Origin of the sequence: Exiguobacterium sp. s36, from assembly GCF_018618345.1 — a bacterium.
Taxonomy (GTDB): Bacteria; Bacillota; Bacilli; order Exiguobacteriales; family Exiguobacteriaceae; genus Exiguobacterium; species Exiguobacterium chiriqhucha.
Map to the genome: position 1 here is coordinate 730,882 of NZ_JACSLW010000001.1, position 18,294 is coordinate 749,175.

19 protein-coding genes are annotated in these 18,294 nt (G+C 52.8%); 6 read left to right on the forward strand and 13 right to left on the reverse strand.

The annotated features are described in order from the left end of the window. Window positions 1–36: 36 nt before the first annotated feature. A complete protein-coding gene (locus tag KNP95_RS03685) occupies window positions 37–2,745 on the forward strand; it encodes an EAL domain-containing protein (protein ID WP_214835491.1) in 2,709 nt (902 codons plus the stop codon). A 30-nt stretch (window positions 2,746–2,775) separates the two neighbouring features. On the opposite strand, the gene KNP95_RS03690 is transcribed toward KNP95_RS03685, so the two are convergent. Both KNP95_RS03690 and KNP95_RS03695 read right to left on the reverse strand, forming a co-directional pair. Continuing rightward, window positions 2,776–3,042, reverse strand: a complete 267-nt coding sequence (locus tag KNP95_RS03690) for a hypothetical protein (RefSeq protein WP_214835493.1) — start codon at window positions 3,040–3,042, stop codon at window positions 2,776–2,778. Further along, entirely contained in the window at window positions 3,039–3,767 is a 729-nt protein-coding gene (locus KNP95_RS03695) for a DUF3784 domain-containing protein (protein ID WP_214835495.1), read from the reverse strand. Before KNP95_RS03695 ends, KNP95_RS03690 begins: the two co-directional genes overlap by 4 nt. A 107-nt stretch (window positions 3,768–3,874) precedes the next feature. On the opposite strand from KNP95_RS03695, the gene KNP95_RS03700 reads away from it, so the two are divergent. Beyond that, window positions 3,875–4,348, forward strand: a complete 474-nt coding sequence (locus tag KNP95_RS03700; protein WP_214799306.1) for a DinB family protein — start codon at window positions 3,875–3,877, stop codon at window positions 4,346–4,348. Window positions 4,349–4,382: 34 nt separating this feature from the next. On the opposite strand, the gene KNP95_RS03705 is transcribed toward KNP95_RS03700, so the two are convergent. Beyond that, window positions 4,383–5,624: a UDP-glucose dehydrogenase family protein gene (locus KNP95_RS03705; RefSeq protein ID WP_214835496.1), complete on the reverse strand. Its 1,242-nt coding sequence runs from the start codon at window positions 5,622–5,624 to the stop codon at window positions 4,383–4,385. 126 nt (window positions 5,625–5,750) lie between these two features. Between KNP95_RS03705 and KNP95_RS03710 the strand changes: the two genes are divergently transcribed. The 4 genes from KNP95_RS03710 (at window position 5,751) to KNP95_RS03725 (ending at window position 8,505) form a co-directional block, all read left to right on the forward strand. Next, window positions 5,751–5,996 carry a hypothetical protein gene (locus KNP95_RS03710; RefSeq protein WP_029594856.1) on the forward strand — a complete coding sequence of 82 codons (246 nt, stop codon included), beginning with the start codon at window positions 5,751–5,753 and terminating at the stop codon, window positions 5,994–5,996. 122 nt (window positions 5,997–6,118) lie between these two features. Further along, on the forward strand, window positions 6,119–7,378 hold the full coding sequence (gene pgaC / locus KNP95_RS03715) for a poly-beta-1,6-N-acetyl-D-glucosamine synthase (protein WP_021066357.1): 1,260 nt from the start codon (window positions 6,119–6,121) through the stop codon (window positions 7,376–7,378). Continuing rightward, the gene (locus KNP95_RS03720) at window positions 7,336–7,815 is read left to right on the forward strand and encodes a PgaD family protein (RefSeq protein WP_214835498.1); all 480 of its coding nucleotides are present in this window, start codon (window positions 7,336–7,338) and stop codon (window positions 7,813–7,815) included. Before pgaC ends, KNP95_RS03720 begins: the two co-directional genes overlap by 43 nt. Window positions 7,816–7,896: 81 nt before the next feature. Continuing rightward, entirely contained in the window at window positions 7,897–8,505 is a 609-nt protein-coding gene (locus KNP95_RS03725; protein WP_214800949.1) for a polysaccharide deacetylase family protein, read from the forward strand. A 31-nt stretch (window positions 8,506–8,536) separates the two neighbouring features. On the opposite strand, the gene KNP95_RS03730 is transcribed toward KNP95_RS03725, so the two are convergent. From KNP95_RS03730 to KNP95_RS03775, 10 genes are all read right to left on the reverse strand, one after another. Then, window positions 8,537–9,181, reverse strand: a complete 645-nt coding sequence (locus KNP95_RS03730; RefSeq protein WP_214835500.1) for a thioredoxin domain-containing protein — start codon at window positions 9,179–9,181, stop codon at window positions 8,537–8,539. 153 nt (window positions 9,182–9,334) lie between these two features. Further along, the gene (locus KNP95_RS03735) at window positions 9,335–9,943 is read right to left on the reverse strand and encodes a sugar transferase (RefSeq protein WP_214835502.1); all 609 of its coding nucleotides are present in this window, start codon (window positions 9,941–9,943) and stop codon (window positions 9,335–9,337) included. Between the two features lie 11 nt (window positions 9,944–9,954). Next, window positions 9,955–11,013 (reverse strand): dTDP-glucose 4,6-dehydratase, encoded by a 1,059-nt coding sequence (gene rfbB, locus KNP95_RS03740; protein WP_214803785.1) that lies wholly within the window; start codon window positions 11,011–11,013, stop codon window positions 9,955–9,957. Then, the gene (gene rfbA / locus KNP95_RS03745) at window positions 10,919–11,890 is read right to left on the reverse strand and encodes a glucose-1-phosphate thymidylyltransferase RfbA (protein ID WP_021066351.1); all 972 of its coding nucleotides are present in this window, start codon (window positions 11,888–11,890) and stop codon (window positions 10,919–10,921) included. The genes rfbB and rfbA overlap by 95 nt, the downstream gene beginning before the upstream one ends. Continuing rightward, a complete protein-coding gene (locus tag KNP95_RS03750) occupies window positions 11,890–13,065 on the reverse strand; it encodes a DegT/DnrJ/EryC1/StrS family aminotransferase (RefSeq protein ID WP_214803787.1) in 1,176 nt (391 codons plus the stop codon). The genes rfbA and KNP95_RS03750 overlap by 1 nt, the downstream gene beginning before the upstream one ends. A gap of 10 nt (window positions 13,066–13,075) precedes the next feature. Next, entirely contained in the window at window positions 13,076–13,792 is a 717-nt protein-coding gene (locus tag KNP95_RS03755) for a WbqC family protein (RefSeq protein WP_214803788.1), read from the reverse strand. A 12-nt stretch (window positions 13,793–13,804) separates the two neighbouring features. Continuing rightward, on the reverse strand, window positions 13,805–14,935 hold the full coding sequence (locus KNP95_RS03760; protein ID WP_214803791.1) for a glycosyltransferase family 4 protein: 1,131 nt from the start codon (window positions 14,933–14,935) through the stop codon (window positions 13,805–13,807). After that, window positions 14,932–16,089, reverse strand: coding sequence for a non-hydrolyzing UDP-N-acetylglucosamine 2-epimerase (gene wecB, locus KNP95_RS03765; RefSeq protein ID WP_214803793.1), 1,158 nt, complete (start codon window positions 16,087–16,089; stop codon window positions 14,932–14,934). Before wecB ends, KNP95_RS03760 begins: the two co-directional genes overlap by 4 nt. Further along, window positions 16,016–17,200, reverse strand: coding sequence for a polysaccharide biosynthesis C-terminal domain-containing protein (locus tag KNP95_RS03770; RefSeq protein ID WP_214803795.1), 1,185 nt, complete (start codon window positions 17,198–17,200; stop codon window positions 16,016–16,018). Before KNP95_RS03770 ends, wecB begins: the two co-directional genes overlap by 74 nt. Next, the gene (locus KNP95_RS03775) at window positions 17,197–18,222 is read right to left on the reverse strand and encodes a polysaccharide biosynthesis protein (protein WP_214803797.1); all 1,026 of its coding nucleotides are present in this window, start codon (window positions 18,220–18,222) and stop codon (window positions 17,197–17,199) included. The genes KNP95_RS03770 and KNP95_RS03775 overlap by 4 nt, the downstream gene beginning before the upstream one ends. Between the last annotated feature and the right edge of the window lie 72 nt (window positions 18,223–18,294).

An 18,294-nucleotide genomic window follows, 5' to 3' on the forward strand; every position in this document is an offset into this window, starting at 1 on the left:
GACTATAGAATGGGAAGAGAAAGAAGGAGGTGTCCGATGGGAAGCAATCGATTCGCTAAAATTCCGTACCGGATTTACACGATGGCTCTCGCCGTCGCTTGTCTCATCGGCGTATTGTTGTTCGGGCTCGGCCTGAGCTATTACTGGAAAGAAAAACATGTCGCCGTCGACGAGACGGTGCGCGACTTGAACCACGCCTCCGACTTGGCCGGCGTCGAGTCGTATCTCGTCTTGCATCACGCGGCCAAACTCTACGAGACGAACTCGGAGCAACCGACGGCGCTGCTGTCAGCCCCGTACCGTGAACGGGCGCTCCAATACAATCTTCAACTGCTCGACGACTTCGAGACCGGGGTCGATGAGCGCGAACGAGAGGCGTTGCTACGCTTCTCGGAAGAACTTGAAGACACATTGAACGAGGATGGCTCGAGCCGCTTCCAAGCCGTGCCGTTCGACGTCATCGAGTCGATCAACCGGCGCTGGCTCTATCAAGGGCTCGAGCGGACCGCCCAAGAGAACACGGCCTATGAATTGACCGATGCCATCATGCGCATGCAGATGGCGTTCGTCGAAGGTGTCACGAACCTGCTCGCCGAGACACCGGATCAAGACCAGCTCGAGTTCGAGGTCTCGACGATTGCGAACGAGGCACGTCTGATCGAGGACATCGTCGCGACCGACCCGTCTCTCGGGACGAAATCGGTCGACGACTTGATTGAGAGCGCGCTCGCCCTCGGTCGGGTGACGGCCGCCAATTCGACGCTCGAGGCCCGTTACGTCAACGGAACGAGCTTCTATGAGGATTCGCACGCCGCGCTGCAAGCGGTACGCTCGGCGGCTGACGACACGCTCATGACCGAGCGTGACCGTTACGGCACACTCGCCATCGCCGTCCTGCTCATCACGCTCCTGTTGTCAGGCGCGCTCTTGTTCGCCCTATGCTCGACACGCAAGATGTACGCCCACGACTTGAGCCATTTGAAGGCACGCGCCCTCGCCATCGACCCGAGCACGGAACCGGTCGAGGATTCGTTCCCTCCGAGCCACGACTTCCGTGGCATCGAGGACGAGCTCCGCGAGATTGCCGCCAGTGTCCATTCGACGGTACACACGCTCGAGACAAAATCGAACGACCTGCTCCGCTATCACGAGCGCTGGTCGTCCTTGTTCTCCGAGACAGGGCTCGCCATCGCCTTGATCGACGACACATACAACTTCATCGAACGAAACGATGTGTTCCGCCAGTTCTTCGGCGAACGGAACCTGTATGAGATCAACCAGCTGTTCACCGACACGGGCCGCCGCCTGTTGCGCGAGGCGCTCGCCGGGGTGACGGAGAATGGTACGAGCGCGCAGTTCATCCTGCATTTGAAAGGTGAACACGTCCGCTTCTTGAACGTCAAAATCATCCCGCTCAAGCGCGGCGAGACGCTCACGTATTACCTCATCCTCGAAGATGAGACCGAGCGCGTCGAACGCGAGCGCAAAGTCGATCGGCTCGTCCGATTCGACCTCGCCACCGAGCTCTACAACGAGTACGGCTTCCTGCGGGCGTGGGAGAAACAGGACATCGATGGGACGTTCCTCTTGATTAAATTGAACGACTTCCATCACCTCGTTGACTGGTACGATCCGACGTACGCCGACCTGCTCATGACCGAGTTCGCCCGTCACGTCGAGGACCGGCTAGAGAAGTATGCGCATCATTTGTTCGGCCGTTACCGGGACGATACGCTCATGCTGTATGTGAAAGGGCTTCGCAACGTCGACGAGACCGAATTGTTGGAGCTGTTCCCGACCGAGCTATTGATTAACCAGAAACGCCAGACCGTCCACCTTCAAATCGGGGCGACGCATACGACGCCGAGCTTTAACGATTGTCTGTTCGAGGCGACGAAGGCGTTGCAACACGCCAAAGAGACGCGGACCCCGTTCGTCTGGTACGACTCGAGCATCCTCGCCCAGCTCCAATGGGCCGCCTTGATTGAACAGGCGCTCCCAGAGGCGATCGAGCAAGGACATATCACCGTCGCCTATCAGCCGCAAGTCGAGCTGAAGACGGGCCGGGTCGTCGGGGCCGAGGCGCTCGCCCGCTGGCAGCACCCGGACATCGGCAACGTGCCACCGAACGAGTTCATCCGTATCGCCGAACGCTCGGACCAGATTCTCTGGCTGTCGCACTCGATTCTCGATTTGGTCGTCGATCAGCTCGTCGCCTGGCGCGACACGCCGTTCGCCGATATCTCGTTGTCGTATAACTTGTCGGCCCATTCGGTCGACCCGTCCATCGTCACCAAGCTGCGCGACTTGATCGCGACGTATCCATGGCTGCCCGACCGGTTGAAAATCGAACTGACCGAGTCGGCGGACATCATGTCGCACACGAACGAGCTCGAGCGGCTCGAAGACATCGCCGATCTCGGCTATTGCCTCTCGATTGACGACTTCGGTACCGGCTACGCCTCGTTCGAAGCGATTTGGCACTTGCCGATTCAAGAAGTGAAAATCGACCGCATGTACGTCAGTGGCAAAGCGAAGGACAGCACATCATTCCTCCGCGCCGTCTCTCGCTTCGCGAGTGAACAGAAATTGACCTCGCTCGCCGAGGGGATTGAGACAAAACAAGACCTCGAGCGGATTATCGCGGAAGGTGTCGAACTCGGACAAGGCTATTATTACGCCCCTGCCCTTGACGCGACCGCGTTCGAGATCTGGGTGAACGACAAACGAGGGCATCTCGCCTGAGCGAGCGCCCCTCCGACCGGTTGACACATGTCAGCCGGTTTTTCGTTTGATGAGATTGAAGACGAGCTTCAGTGCAATCAACAGTCCGATGACCGGCAAGATGATCGGCAGCGATCCGCGCGGCAACAGCCCGAACACGATGAACGCCGTCATCCCGATGGCGAAGAACAGTTTGATGCCCCGCTCGTGGCCGTCGAACTGATCCCAGCGCCAGACGAGGAGTAGCAAGGTCAGCGGTGCGAACAAGAACGTCAAGAAAAAGAACGGCATGTGCCGTGTATACCAAGGTTGCGTCATTTCTGTCGTACCTCCTCATATAACGCTTCCGTCGCCTCGTGCGACTCGACGTTCAGATAAATCGGTTTGCCGCTCCAGTCAATCCGGATGACGACGTCGATGTCCCGGTCGACAAAGACGAGCACGTCCTCCCCGTTCGTCGTCCGGAAGTGTCCGGTCAGGCGTGAGCCGACGGCGGCCCCGTTCGTGCGACGGGCAAGGCTCGGCTCATACGTCAACGTCACGGCTTCCATCTCGTCATATGGCACCGTCTCGCCGTAACCGCCCTCGATGATGAGCGCCGAATCGGTGAGCTTCACCTCGGTCGGCTGACTGAACCAGAACAAGAGGCCCCCGACGAAGCCCAAGATGAGCGTCAAGACGAGAACGAGCGGGATGAGTTTCTTCTTGCCTCCAGGCCGAAGTTTACCATGTTCATCAAAGATATTCCCATCATACTTTTGGGCGCGCCAAAGCGTCACGACGACGAGCGCGACGATGAGCAGAAACAACGGCTCGAGCGGAATGTCGAGACCCGACACGTCAATGGCGACGATGACGAGAAAGATGGTTGCGATGCCGTAACACATGAAACCGATTAACCGCGCCACCGCCTTGATATTGACGCGCGCTTTGTCTTCGCGCTTCATCGTGTTGTATCCCGAGATGAGGAAATGCCAACCTAAGCGATGGACGGCAAATCCGAGCAAGAATAGAATGAGTGCTGCAATCACGAGTCCCCACATAGAGGTGTCCCCCTTTCTTCTATAGTCTACGTGAAAATGAGGACAAACGTTTCAAAATCATGAATCTGCGTCGTATACTCAGGGTAGAACGCTCAAGGAGGAATTCGATGTATCGTACGAAAGCAGATTTTCTACAAGATTGGATCAAATCATCGACCGGCACGCTCGACGTGCTCCGCGCCGTCACCGACGAGGCGCTCGGACAAGAAATCGTCCCGGGCCACAACTCGATTGGCTGGATCGGCTGGCACGTGACGACCGCGCTCGGCTATTTCACGAACTTGCTCGGCTTCCGCTTGTCGGCGCTGAAGAGTTTGACGCAACCGGCTGACGCGTCAGCCATCGCCGACCAGTATGCGCGCTATGCCGACGAAATCAGCCAGGCGGCCGAACAGTTCTCGGACGAATACCTACTCGAAGAAGTAGACGTCCACGGTGCGAAACAGCCGCGTGGCGCCGTCTTGCGCATGATGATCGACCATCAGACGCACCACCGCGGCCAGATGACGGTGCTCCTCCGTCAGGCGGGACTCACGGTCCCGGGCGTCATGGGACCGACGAAAGAACAGATGAAGGCGTGAAAAAAGGCGAGGCCCCGTGGGGTCTCGCCTTTCGTCACATCGATGACGGTGTATTCTCCTTGTTTTGCATCCGACCGACCCCTTCGTACTGGACGGTACCCGGGTCGCGTGCATACTTCCAAGCGTTGCGCGCATCGATCAAGCGCTTCGTCCGCATCCCATCGAACGCTTCCGGTTTCAACGCGACGAGCTCGTCCCATTCCGTGACGAGGATGGCGATGTCCGCTCCCTCGAGCGCACCTTCGACCGTCTCCGCTTGGGGGAAGTCCCACTTGGCGAGCGGGTCGTAACCGATGACTTCGACTCCACGTATCTCCAACAGTTGAGCGAGCGTCATTGAAGGCGCATCGCGCATGTCGTCCGTCCTCGGTTTGAAGGCGAGGCCAAGCAAGGCGACTTTGAGATCGCTCTTCGGTTCGACTTTCGAGGCGACGTACTCCATCTGGGCGTAGTTCGCGTGCATGGCCGCTCGGATGACCGGTAAGTCGACCTCGTTCTCGTTCGCCACGTTCAAGAGCGCGTGCATGTCTTTCGGGAAGCACGAGCCCCCGTAACCGAGTCCGGCGTTCAAGAACGAACGTCCGATGCGCGGGTCGAGCCCCATCCCGTCGGCGATCGTCGTGATGTCCGCTCCCGCCTTGTCGGCGAGACGCGCCAAGTCGTTGATGAAACTGATTTTTGTGGCGAGGAACGCGTTCGAGGCGTATTTGATGAACTCGGCGTCAATCGGTGATGTACAGACGATCGGCACCCCGAGGCGTCCGTAGATACCGGCAAGTTCCTCACACATCTCGAGGTTGTCACTGCCGATGACGACGCGGTGCGGTTTCAACACGTCGGCGAGGGCGCGCCCCTCTTGAAGAAATTCCGGCACGACGGCGAACTTATGGGCCGGGTACATGACCGACAGCATGTCGGTCGTCCCCGGCGGCACCGTGCTGCGGATGATGATTTTATGTTTCGACTCGACCTCGGACAAGGCCGCGTCGACGAACGTCAAGTCACAGCTGCCGTCTTGCTTGCTCGGCGTCCCGACGGCGAGGACGAGGTAGTCGACCGTTTCTGTATCGGCCATCGAGTCCGTGAATGTGATTGAACCGTGATGATCGCGTAACACGTCTGCCATGCCCGGTTCGTGGAACGGGACGTCCCCGTTCATGAGACGGAGCAGTCTCGGTTGGTCTTTCTCGACACCGATGACCTCATGCCCCGCTTTTGCTAGTCCACACAGGGTGGCCAGCCCGACATAGCCAAGGCCGATGATTCCAAATTTCACGATAGTTCCTCCTTCAATAGTCTTCTATTAACAGTACAGAAAAGCGGCATGCAAGGGAAGGCTCTAACACTCTCTGAATATTCTCTGCTATAATGAGTCAAAATGAGGCTAGAAAGGAATAACCGCATGGGATTGCTCGCTTTCTTTTTGATTACGCTCTTCGTGTTCTACTGGTTTCCTATTCGAGGTGGACTCAAGACTTTCCTGCTGATTCTCATCATGATCAGCGGATGGCTCTCGATTTTCGAACTCGTCTCCATCATCGAAGCCCGCCCTTGGGTTGCGGCCCCTGTCCTCGCGCTGATCGGTTTGTTCGTTTGGAAATGGCGCAAAGACAGACGGACGAACTTGAACAAGCACCCAGACATTTGACACAAGTCGAATGTCTTTTTTTATTAAATGTATATTTCACCCAATTAATATGAAATAATAATTCTATATCAACTAGTATCTTACATACCATATCTTATTGAATAATAAGGGGAGACTACTTTATGAATTTTTACGGGCTCGACATCGCACCTTGGATCGAACCACTGGCCCAATTCGTGTTCTGGTATCCGTTCTTCATGGCGCTGTTTTGGATCTCGGGCGCTCTCTTATTCAGCTTGACGCGTGAGAAAGAGGAAGAACTCGATTTGAACGAGCGGGAATGGCCGCTCATCAGTATCTTGATTCCTTGTTATAACGAAGAAGAGACGATTGCCGAGACGATCGAATACTTGGACCGTCTCACCTATCCGAATTTTGAGATTATCGCCGTCAACGATGGCAGCCGTGACAAGACCGGCGACATTCTCGTCGGGCTCGCCGACGAGTACGAACGTCTGCGTGTCATCGACTGTCATGAGAACCGAGGCAAGGCGAACGCGCTACATATGGCCGCCCACGCCGCCCGCTCCGAGTATTTGCTCTGCGTCGACTCGGACGCATTCTTGAGCGAGGAGGCCCCGTATTACCTCGTCCGTCACTTCTTGAACCGCGGTGAGCGCGTCGGTGCCGTCACCGGCAATCCGCGCATCCGTAACCGCGACACGCTCCTCAGCCGGATGCAGCTCGTCGAATACTCGTCGATTATCGGCTCCATCAAACGGACGCAGCGTGTCATGGGTAAAATCATGACCGTTTCCGGCGTCATCGTCATGTTCCGCAAGAAAGCGTTGCTGTCGGTCGGGCTTTGGGACCGCGACATGATCACCGAGGACATCGCTGTCTCGTGGAAACTCCAGAAGAATTTCTGGGACATCCGTTATGAGCCACGCGCTCTCTGCTGGATGCTCGTCCCCGAGTCGATCTCTGGCATTTGGAAACAGCGCGTGCGCTGGTCGCAAGGCGGACAGGAAGTCGTCTTGCGTCACTTCGACATCTTCAAAGACTGGCGCCAGCGCCGGATTTGGCCCGTCTATATCGAACAGGTCGTCAGCGTCCTATGGGCGTATGCCTGGCTCATCGTCACGGTGTATCTGTTCGCGACGGCTGACACGTGGCAGGACATGTTGATTTGGTTCACGTACAACTCGTTCGCGCTCGTCCTCGTCAGTCACGTCCAGCTCATCATCTCGCTCTGGAACGACGCCCGTTACGATAAAGTGTTTAAATATTACGTCTGGGCCGCTTGGTATCCGGTCATCTACTGGATGCTCAACACGTTCGTCGTCATCGCGGCGACGCCGAAAGCGATTAGAGCCCGTGTGAAAGGAGGCTATGCGACATGGAGTTCACCAGACCGGGGGGCACGGAGAAGCAGCCTGTAAGTGAGTTATATGATTACGAACAAGAGATTCTCGTCAAGACGAAACAGAACGTGTTCCGCAAAGGGATTGAGCTGTTGCTCACAGTCGTGTTCTGGCTGTATACGTTCATTGTCACGTGGTTCTTCTTGAGCGCCGTCGTCGACGTGAACGACCGCTATATCGCCATCCTCAAGACCGCCTTGAACGTGACGAACGCTGACATCCGCGAGTTGCTCTATTTCGGGCTCGTCTCGTCGTTCGTCGCCGCCCTGTTGCTCTTCCTGTGGCGGACGTACAACAAGCGGAAGTACGGCCCGCTCAACCGCCGGCAGATGCCGACGGACACGACGCTCGACGATTGGCTCAAACTCGACTTGATGGAACCGGAAGATATCGAGCGACTTCAGCGTGACAAAGTCATCGTGTTCACAGAAAACCCAGTGAAAGAGTTGAAATGATGCGCTACATGAAATGGCTGGTCGTTCTATTGATTATTGGCGGCATCGCTTGGAAAGTATACGACGTGTCCTCGACGACACATGAGGACGTGGCTCCAAGAGGAAGGCGTCCACTTCGCGACGCAGGACGACTTGCTCGGCTATCGCGCCGGGGAGCCGATTCCGGACAAATGTGTGTGGATCTCGTTCGATGACGTCGATCATACCGTCTATGAGAACGCGTTCCCGGTGCTGAAAGACAAGCAAATCCCGTCCACGCTGTTCATCATCACCAGTCACGTCGGCGAGGCGTTCCAAAACTTGGATCTCGCCCCATGGACTGAACTGAAGGATATGCAGACGAGCGGACTCGCTGATTTCGGGACGCATACGCATGACATGCACTACGTCAAAGACGGGGGCGCCGTGTTCTTGCCGGAAGACATGCAAGATGAGCTCCGACAAGATTTGGAGACAAGTGTCGCCGCCATCGAAAAGAATCTCGGGACGCGCGTCACGACGATCGCCTATCCGTTCGGCAACACGAGCGACGCCGTGATCGAGACGGTGCAAGACCTCGGCTTCGAACAGACTTTCATCTTGAGCCCGAATCCGATCACGCCGGACAACGACCCGTTCTATTCGAACCGGTACTTGCTCAACGCCGAACTGTTCGAGTTGTTCGTCAAACCGTATTTCGAGAATAGATAAAATAACCCCTCGTCGGTGACGAGGGGTTATTTTAGTCTTCTGGCAATTCGACTTCGTCGCCCGCTTCGATGGTGCCATCCATGATGTGTTCCATTTCCACCAGACTGAACGCGTCCACGAGCTGGATGCCGTCTACGTACACCGTCGGCACGTACTTGACACCAAAGTCGCGCGTGAACAGCCGTGAGTTCTGGATGCCGATATCGACGTGGTTCTCAAGCAGTTCGTCCACATTCAGGTTGAACTCAGAGGCGATTTTTTGGACATGGGCTTCCGTCCCGAAGCCGTCCGACCCCGAATCGTGTCCGATGATGCGCTGCACTTCATAGTAGCGGTCCGGGATGAGCCGTTCTACGTTATAATCTACGTTCGCGAGCAATTGTGACTGTTCGTTCAACAAGACGAGCGGCTGTCCTTTGAAAGTCGCCTCGCCCGAGTCAAGCCAGTGCTCCTCGATTTCCGGCAGTACTTCTTCCATCCACTTCTTACACCACGGACAACTGTAGTCGAAGACGAACACGATCTCATGCTCTCCTTCCCCGAGCGCGACTTTGTCATCGAGCGGGAGTTCGTACTTCTTGTATGTATGTACCTTCGTCGAGTCGACCGCCTCGCTTTGGCTGCAGGCCGTGAGAATCAAGATGAGTCCAACGAATAAGAACAGAAACCGTTTCATGTATAAACCTCCATTTGTTCGATTATTCACAAATTTAGTTATAGCACGTCTGCTCAACAGACTCGAGTGACGTTCTAGTGAATTTCGTCAAAAGAAATGACACACAAGAAAACGAGCGGACGCATGCCCGCTCGCTTCATTTGACGACACACTTCATCCTTCATTCCCCATAAACGCCTCCATCGTCGCCGCCGTATCCGACGAGATTCCCTCCTTCTTCACGACTTTCCAGACCGTCTGCAGGATGATCTTCCAGTCGTTGAGGAACGTGACGTTGTCAACGTACTTCACGTCGAGCGCGAAGCGGTCGGGCCAGGACAACCGGTTCCGTCCGTTCACTTGGGCGAGTCCCGTCAGTCCGGGACGGACATCGTGACGTCGGCGTTGCTCCTCGTTATAACGCGGTAAATATTCGACGAGCAACGGGCGCGGTCCGACAATCGCAATGTCGCCTTTGACGATATTGAGCAGGCTCGGCAGTTCATCGAGACTGAGTGACCGGAGCGTCTCGCCGAACGGGGTCAAACGTACCTCGTCAGGTAACAACTTTCCATGCTCATCCCGCTTGTCTGTCATCGTTCGAAACTTGAGCATCTCGAAGATAACGCCGTCCTTTCCGGGACGTTTCTGTTTGAACAACACTGGTCCCCCGAGTTTCCACTTGATGAGACCCGCAATCGTCAGAAGAACAGGGCTTAAAACGAGTAACGAAACCGTCGCAAGGATTGCATCTTGTGGGCGTTTCACCAAACGTTCGTACATGATGACCCCTCCTATCTGAACGAAGAATACATCGAGTCGTAATAGGTTTGATACGCACCAGACACGATTCGCTCAATCCATTCAGGATGCCCCACATACCACTGAATCGTTTCCGCGATTCCGTCTTCAAATCGATATCGTGGGGTCCATCCCAATTCATTGGCCATCTTGGTCGCGTCGATCGCATAGCGGCGATCGTGCCCTGGACGATCTTTGACGAATTGAATCAGTTCTTCTGACTGGCCGAAAGCTTTGATGATGATTTGCACGAGCTCCAAGTTCGTCTTTTCATTATGACCGCCGATATTGTAAACTTCTCCGAAGCGTCCATGTTCTCGAACGACATCGATGGCTTCACAATGATCGCTCACATGGAGCCAGTCCCGAATCTGCTGGCCGTCTCCGTAGACCGGCAATGGCAGATTCGTCATACAGTTATGAATCATGAGCGGGATGAGTTTCTCTGGGAACTGATACGGCCCATAGTTGTTGCTGCATCGCGTCGTCTTGACCGGCAACCCATACGTCTCGTAATAGGCTCGAACGAGCAGGTCAGAACTTGCTTTCGAGGCGGAATATGGACTGTTCGGGGCAATGGGAGAGTCTTCAGTGAAATAACCGATCGCTCCGAGTGAACCGTATACTTCGTCGGTCGACACATGGACGAAACAGACGCCCGCTTTATAATCGCGACTATATTTATTGTCAGGTTCACGTTTCCAATGTCGCATCGCCGTGTCGAGCAACACTTGCGTCCCGAGAATGTTTGTCGTCAAAAACAACTCGGGCTCGGTGATACTCCGATCGACATGTGATTCTGCAGCAAAGTGAACGACTTCATCCACGTCATATGCTTGAAACAACTGTTCAATTGCTTGACGGTCACGAATATCAACCTTTTCGAAATGATAAAGCGGATCTGCTTCGAACTCGCGCAAGTTCTCCAAGTTCCCTGCATAGGTGAGCACATCGACGTTAAGAATGCGGTACGTCGGATGTTTTACCCGTAAGTGTTTTATGAAATTTGAACCGATGAACCCGGCTCCGCCAGTCACTAGAATCGTTCGCATCCGTTCTCTCCCCTTCCTCGACGAGTGATAAGAGATATTGTCCATAATCCGTCATCTTGAGCGTCAAACCGATATCTTTCAACTCATCTCTTGTGATGAACCCGCGACGCCAAGCGATTTCCTCGAGACAGGCGATGTAATAGCCTTGCCGTTCTTGTACCGTTTGAACGAACACAGCTGCTTTGATCATGCCTTCTGGTGTGCCGGTATCGAGCCAGGCCATTCCGCGGCCGAACAAAACGACGTTCAACTCGCCGCGTTCCAGATACATATTATTGATTGACGTGATTTCGAGTTCTCCTCGTGCAGAAGGCTCAACACGTTTGGCGAACTCCACGACTTGATTGTCGTAAAAGTAAAGTCCTGGGACCGCATAGTTCGATTTTGGTTCAGCCGGTTTTTCTTCAATCGAGACAACTCGATTTTGTGAATCAAATTCAACGACTCCAAACGCCCGTGGATCTTTTACCGGATAGCCAAAGACGGTCGCTCCTTGTTTTTTCGATTGTGCGTGTTTCAAGAATCGAGTTAAATCCGGTCCGTAGAAAACGTTATCCCCCAAGATGAGACAGACCGAGTCGTCACCGATGAAGTCAGCTCCTAAAATAAACGCATCTGCTAGTCCGACCGGCTTGGTCTGCACTTTATACGAGATGTCGATACCGAGTTGATGCCCGTCCCCGAACAATCGCTCGTATCCACCAATGTCTTGCGGAGTCGAAATGAGCAGAATCTCCCGAATACCTGCGAGCATCAACACGGACATTGGATAATAAATCAACGGCTTGTCGTAGATTGGTAACAGTTGTTTCGAGACGGCCTTCGTCATCGGATAGAGGCGCGTTCCATTCCCACCCGCTAATATAATCCCTTTCATCACTTCATCACCCTTTCTTGAATCGTGGCACAAATCCGGGTTACATCTTCTGTAGTAAGGTCTGGGTAAAGTGGAAGTGTCAGTACACGTTCGGCAATCGTGCGGGCAACGGGTGTGCGACGGCTCGCGAAACGATTATGATTCCACGCATAATCCGTTACGAGCGGATAGAAGTACTTTCGAGTGAAGATTCCTTCTTTCGCCAGGGCGTCATGCAGTTCATCCCGTCGATTTTCTTCTGCTGTGAAAATGATGGGATAGTACGAATGGTTCGTCTCGACACCTTCTTGAGGTGTCAGAATCCGAATTCCTGGAATGTTCTTGAGTAATTCGTCATATAGCTCGCGCACTTGCTTCCGCCGCGCGATCGTCTCATCAATACGACGCAAGTTGCATAGCCCCATCGCTGCTTGGAACTCGTTCATCTTGGCGTTCCCGCCCGTCACTTCCACCGTTTCTGGTCCGGTGATGCCAAAGTTTTTCAATTGGTCGAAACGATGTTTCAGTGCCGGATCATTGTATGTCAGAGCCCCGCCTTCGATGGTATGGAATACTTTCGTGGCGTGGAAACTGAACATCGAGACGTCTCCGAACGTTCCGATTCCTCGTCCGTTCACTTTGACGCCGAACGTATGGGCCGCGTCATAAATCACTTTCAAGTTGTGTCGTTTGGCAATCGCTTCGATGGCCTCAACATCACATACATTTCCGTATACATGGACAGGAAGGATGGCTGAAGTTTTGGGTGTAATCAGATGTTCTAGTTTTGTAGCATCGAGCGTAAAGTCATCTGATCGGATATCTCCATAAACGGGTGTTAGCCCTTTACGAATCAGTGCATGACTTGTCGAAGCAAAAGTAAAAGGCGTCGTAATGACCTCACCTGTCAATCCGAGTGCTTCAATCGCCGTCTCGAGCGCCAAGTGCCCGTTCGTGAACAGTGACACGTGTTCTACATCCAAATACTCAATCAGCTCCTGTTCAAGTTGCTGATGTTTGGTGCCGTTGTTCGTCAACCATCCTGACTCCCATATGTCACGAATCTCATCCGTATATTCTTCAAAGGAGGGAAGTACGGATTTGGTGATCGGAATAGCTGTCGGTTTGCGGTCAGGCTTGTTCACTACTGGACGAACCGGGAATGCGGCGGATTGGATATCGATGATGTGTAGCATAAGGCACCTCCTAGGTCACTTGGCGATTCGAGACGAGTGCGTAACGTTCAAGGATGAGCTGGATTTCCTGTTTGGGACAATGCATCATCACGTCGATGATGGACAGATTCGCTTGAAACGGACATGATCCTTGATGGTAAATGATTGGCTCGGTCTCGATGAATGATAAATCGATTCCCGCCTGTTCGAACACCTCGGTATCGTACAAGTCCATTCCGTTGATGGCATTCACGTAATGCGTCGCCCTCAAATGCTCACATATATTGAGGATTCTCGCTTGGCCCTTCAATCCAACCCCAGCGTTCAATTCTGACGAGAGAATGAATGTCGTTGAAATGCCGAGGTACCGAGCGACTTCCTCGATGCTGTATGCCAAATATTTCCCGACGTTTCGCTCGGGATGACGAATCACGCGTTCGAGTAACGGGAAGACGTGTTCAAATTGAGGGGCTTTGTGATAGGCGTGTCGCAACAACTTCAACTGTTGTTCAACGATTTCGTCTGGTTGCGAACGCTCATGGTCGCAAATCAAACGATTCTGGCTCATCTTCTGAATGGGTAAGGTGATCGGATGAGGATTTCCGTCAATCAGAATCCGATTGCGATGAATCCAACCCTTTTTGATGAAATGAACGTCGTCATACACAACGAACGTATCAACCGCATGAATCAATTGGAAGTACCCGATATATGGGAAGAAGTAAGGCTGCATAATGGCCACGTTCATGACATTTCTCCTTTACGAAATAATCTGTTTCGCACGCAACGTGTCATAGTACCCTTTTGCTGTGACATCGTTACGGTGGAACTTGACGAGTTCCCGCGATAACATACCATGTTCGATGAGACGCTCCGGATGTTCGAGGTATTGTTCAATCCCTCGTTCAATCGATTCGACCGTGACGCCACACATATAGCAATTCTTACCGTCTACGGAATGATGGGAGACGTTGTTGATTTGATCGCTGATGACGACCCCCATGCCCGAGGCTCTCGCTTCGATGATAGTCCCATTCCCGTTCGAATACGTTGCCGGCAGTACCAAAATGTCCGCTTGTTCATACACTTTCGGCATCTCATCCCACGCCCGAATCTCATCTAAGAAGTGGACGTTCTTCAAATCGTGTTCTGCGATGTAGGCTTTACACGCCTCGAGCTGTTGCCCCGAATTGTTCAAATAGAGTTCGAGGGAATAGCGTTTTGATAAGTTCCGATACGCTTCTAGCACGAGTAGTGGTTGATAGCGTTCGACGAGTCGATTCGCAAACAATAGTTTGAATGTATCGCCCTGCTGTTTCCGTCTCAATCCATGATCGAAGTACGCATCAATGTCTTGGGCATACGTCGCATGTACGACTTTATTAGGGTCAAACCCGAGTTGGTGTTTGAATTGCTCCACTGCTACCGTCCCCATCCCGAAGTAGAGGTCAGCGTCCTTGAACATCCAGTGCAACAGCTTCGTTTTGTATGGATTATCCTGCGGATTCGTCAGCCGGTCAGACGGATCGTCGTCATTTTGTAGCGGTCGAAGCGGCTCACTCATAATGACGGTTTTGATGCCGAACAGTTTCGCGATTCTCACGATGGCAGCATGTCCCGCCATGAACCCGCCGAGTAGGATGACGTCTGGTTTGAAACGAATCAACTCTGGGATCAAGCCGAGTGAGAGATAGCCAATCTTCGGAAACCACTTCGAACATTTCAACACCTGACATTTATCACCGAGTGGGATTTTCCACCAGTCTGGCCGATTTTGATCTAGATATTCGTAAAACCAAAATTCAGAGTCAAAGTACTCTTCCAAGGCGTAGCACAGCTTCACCTGATAAGGAGAAGCGATGTTTCCGATAAAAACGAGTTTTTGTTTCATCGTTCACCCTCCTTTACAGTTTGGCGTGGATCCGTTGTACCTTTCCATACTTCGCGTCGGACGTAGTCCGTATACGAAATCAAAATCCGCACCACTTTGTCAGAGACGTTTGGCATGCTGTAATCACTGACGATGCGAGGCCGCTCTTGTTGCATGACGACTGATAACCCTTGTAAGATTCGCTCTGTTTCGAGACCAACCATCAGCACGGCCCCTTCTTCCATCGCTTCCGGCCGTTCGTGTGTCTCACGGATATTCAACCCTCGCAACCCAAGAATCGAAGACTCCTCGCTAATCGTCCCACTGTCACTGAGCACCGCCTTGGCGTGCAGTTGAAGGTGATTGTAATCGACAAACCCCAACGGCTTGAGAAGTCGAACCAACGGATGGAACGAGACGTTCAGTTCATGGATTCGCTTCATCGTCCGAGGATGAGTGCTGACGATGACAGGCAGTCCATATTGCGCTGCAATGGCATTTAAACTGTCGACGAGTGCGAGAAAGTGTTGATCAGAGTTAACATTTTCTTCGCGATGCGCCGAAACGATGAAGTAGTTGTCAGGGCTCAATTCGAGTCGATCGAGTACATCGGAGTTTTCAATCGCCTTTCGTTTAGACATCAATACCTCGAACATCGGGCTCCCCGTCTTGATGATTCGTTCTGCCGGAAGCCCTTCGCGGAGAAGATATTCACGAGCGATATCGCTGTACGTTAAATTCACGTCCGCCGTATGATCGACAATCTTCCGATTGATTTCTTCCGGGACGCGTTGATCGAAGCAACGGTTCCCTGCCTCCATATGGAAAATCGGGATTTTCCGTCGTTTGGCTGCGATTGCCGCGAGACAAGAGTTCGTATCTCCGAGAATCAACACCGCGTCCGGACGTTCAAGCTCGAGGACTGGATCGACTTGGATGAGAATGTTGCCGATCGTCTCGATTGGACTGCCCGTTGCCGAATTGAGGAAGTAATCTGGTTTTCGCAAGGAGAAATCTTGGAAAAACACTTCATTCAATTCATAATCATAATTCTGTCCCGTATGCACAAGGACATGCTCGATGGCCTCAGAGTGTTCCAGTTTATGAATAACGGCCGACAGGCGTATGATTTCGGGACGCGTCCCGACGATGGTCATCACTTTGAGTCGTTTCATCTTGCACCTCCATAAAGTATGTGTCCGGGTTGTTCGAATCATAGGCCTCATTCACCCACATGACGGTCACCAAGTCGGTCGTTCCGATGTTTTCAATGTTGTGCGTATAGCCGGTCGGGATATCGAGCACACGCATCATCTCTCCCGTGACGTGATACGTATGGACCTCGCTCTCTCCGACCTTGCGGAAACGAATCAACGCCTCGCCGCTGACCACGAGGAACTTCTCATTTTTCGTGTGGTGCCAGTGGTTCCCTTTCGTGATTCCGGGCTTGGCCACGTTAATGGACACTTGCCCTCGGTCGGGCGTCCGTATGAATTCAGTGAACGATCCGCGTGCATCTTCATTCAATTTCAAGTCATAAGCGAAGCGGTCGACAGGTAAGTAACTGAGGTACGTACTGTACAGCTGCTTGGTAAACGCATCATCGAGTTGCGGGACGGTCAAGCTCCGTCGACTCTCTTTGAACACCTGTAACAGGTCGGCAATCCGGCCGAGCTCGATTGGCGGATGGACCGCAACGTCTTCCTCAAACACAGCATGCGTTTTTACATTGGCATCTAGTAAGTGGACTAACGCATCGAGCACGTCATCGATGTACGCCAGTTGCACGGTCCGTGTCGGGTCATGGATTTCTAACGGTAAGTCGCGAGCGGCCCGATAACAGAACGTCGCGACGACACTGTTATAGTTCGGTCGTCCCCACTTGCCGAATAAATTTGGGAAACGGAACAGATAGATAGTGCGTCCCGTTTTCTCATGTTCCTGTTTTAAGATGTTCTCTGCAGCGAGTTTACTGCGACCGTATGGATTATCTTGCGTCGCTTGAATCGAGGAAGCGAACATGATTGATGCATCATTCTCATAAGACGCCAACGATGCAATCAATCGTTCCGTGAACCCGGTGTTCCCTTCCTCAAAGTCGGTTTCCACTTCAGATCGGTTCACTCCGGCCAAGTGATAGACGAACTCGGCATGTTGGCAATATCGTTGAAATTCGGCTTCTGACGTATTGCGCGTGGATGAGAATACCTCGTAACCTCGTGCGGTTAGCTCAGCGACTAGATTTTTACCGATGAATCCAGTTGCTCCGGTGACAAGAATCTTCATGATACTTTCACCCAGCTCGCGAGTTCTTGTTGAATGTAGGTTAGCGTCAATAACAGCTGTTTCACTTGCTCGACGTTCAACTGTTCCGTGTTGGCCGAGTTGTATTCGCCCTCGACCGTCAAACGCTTGCTACCTTCGTTGAAATATTTATCGTAGTTTAAGTCGCGCGTATCAGCTGGAACGCGGTAGAAACCGCCCATGTCTTCTGCGACGACATTCTCTTCTCGTGTCAACAGCGTCTCGTATGACTTCTCACCATGCCGTGTGCCGATGACTTTAATTGGATTGTTCGCATGGAACAGTTCAAGTAGCGCCTGGGCCAACACTCCAATTGTAGACGCAGGTGATTTTTGGACCATGATGTCTCCCGCATGTGCATGCTTGAAGGCGAAGACGACGAGTTCGACCGCGTCTTCGAGACTCATTAAGAAACGTGTCATGAACGGGTCTGTCACGGTCAACGGCTCTCCCCGTTTGATTTGATCCACGAATAGCGGGATGACAGAACCCCTTGATGCCATGACGTTTCCGTAGCGCGTACCGCAAATCAATGTCTGGTCCGGTCCAACAGCTTTCGCTTTGGCGACGAACACCTTTTCCATCATCGCTTTGGAAATACCCATCGCATTGATTGGATAGGCCGCCTTATCGGTCGACAGGCAGATGACTTTTTGAACTTGTTGCTCGATGGCTGCGTTCAAGACGTTGTCTGTTCCAAGCACGTTAGTTTTCACTGCCTCTAGAGGGAAAAACTCACAGGAAGGAACTTGTTTCAACGCCGCCGCGTGGAACACATAATCGACACCGTACATCGCGTTGCGCACACTATTCACATCGCGCACATCACCGATATAAAACTTGAGTTTGTCGTCATGATATAGTTTGCGCATGTCGTCCTGTTTCTTCTCATCTCGTGAAAAGATACGGATCTCTTTAATATCAGTTTTCAGGAAACGCTGCATGACGGCGTTTCCGAATGAACCTGTTCCTCCAGTGATCAATAACGTCTTGTCTTTAAACATTGCAAATCCTCTCCTTTGTCATGATGTCGGTTGCTTCTAAAGGTGATGGGAAAGTTGAGTTGGAAACCATTG

What these genes read in the sequence shown, in the direction of transcription:
- KNP95_RS03760 (WP_214803791.1), bottom strand. Translation starts at nt 14,935, where the DNA reads ATGAAACAAAAACTCGTTTTTATCGGAAACATCGCTTCTCCTTATCAG.
- KNP95_RS03755 (WP_214803788.1), bottom strand. Translation starts at nt 13,792, where the DNA reads ATGAACGTGGCCATTATGCAGCCTTACTTCTTCCCATATATCGGGTAC.
- KNP95_RS03695 (WP_214835495.1), bottom strand. Translation starts at nt 3,767, where the DNA reads ATGTGGGGACTCGTGATTGCAGCACTCATTCTATTCTTGCTCGGATTT.
- KNP95_RS03685 (WP_214835491.1), top strand. Translation starts at nt 37, where the DNA reads ATGGGAAGCAATCGATTCGCTAAAATTCCGTACCGGATTTACACGATG.
- KNP95_RS03690 (WP_214835493.1), bottom strand. Translation starts at nt 3,042, where the DNA reads ATGACGCAACCTTGGTATACACGGCACATGCCGTTCTTTTTCTTGACG.
- KNP95_RS03720 (WP_214835498.1), top strand. Translation starts at nt 7,336, where the DNA reads ATGGAGTTCACCAGACCGGGGGGCACGGAGAAGCAGCCTGTAAGTGAG.
- pgaC (WP_021066357.1), top strand. Translation starts at nt 6,119, where the DNA reads ATGAATTTTTACGGGCTCGACATCGCACCTTGGATCGAACCACTGGCC.
- KNP95_RS03775 (WP_214803797.1), bottom strand. Translation starts at nt 18,222, where the DNA reads ATGTTTAAAGACAAGACGTTATTGATCACTGGAGGAACAGGTTCATTC.
- KNP95_RS03710 (WP_029594856.1), top strand. Translation starts at nt 5,751, where the DNA reads ATGGGATTGCTCGCTTTCTTTTTGATTACGCTCTTCGTGTTCTACTGG.
- KNP95_RS03770 (WP_214803795.1), bottom strand. Translation starts at nt 17,200, where the DNA reads ATGAAGATTCTTGTCACCGGAGCAACTGGATTCATCGGTAAAAATCTA.
- KNP95_RS03700 (WP_214799306.1), top strand. Translation starts at nt 3,875, where the DNA reads ATGTATCGTACGAAAGCAGATTTTCTACAAGATTGGATCAAATCATCG.
- KNP95_RS03725 (WP_214800949.1), top strand. Translation starts at nt 7,897, where the DNA reads ATGAGGACGTGGCTCCAAGAGGAAGGCGTCCACTTCGCGACGCAGGAC.
- KNP95_RS03750 (WP_214803787.1), bottom strand. Translation starts at nt 13,065, where the DNA reads ATGCTACACATCATCGATATCCAATCCGCCGCATTCCCGGTTCGTCCA.
- rfbB (WP_214803785.1), bottom strand. Translation starts at nt 11,013, where the DNA reads ATGCGAACGATTCTAGTGACTGGCGGAGCCGGGTTCATCGGTTCAAAT.
- KNP95_RS03730 (WP_214835500.1), bottom strand. Translation starts at nt 9,181, where the DNA reads ATGAAACGGTTTCTGTTCTTATTCGTTGGACTCATCTTGATTCTCACG.
- rfbA (WP_021066351.1), bottom strand. Translation starts at nt 11,890, where the DNA reads ATGAAAGGGATTATATTAGCGGGTGGGAATGGAACGCGCCTCTATCCG.
- wecB (WP_214803793.1), bottom strand. Translation starts at nt 16,089, where the DNA reads ATGAAACGACTCAAAGTGATGACCATCGTCGGGACGCGTCCCGAAATC.
- KNP95_RS03735 (WP_214835502.1), bottom strand. Translation starts at nt 9,943, where the DNA reads ATGTACGAACGTTTGGTGAAACGCCCACAAGATGCAATCCTTGCGACG.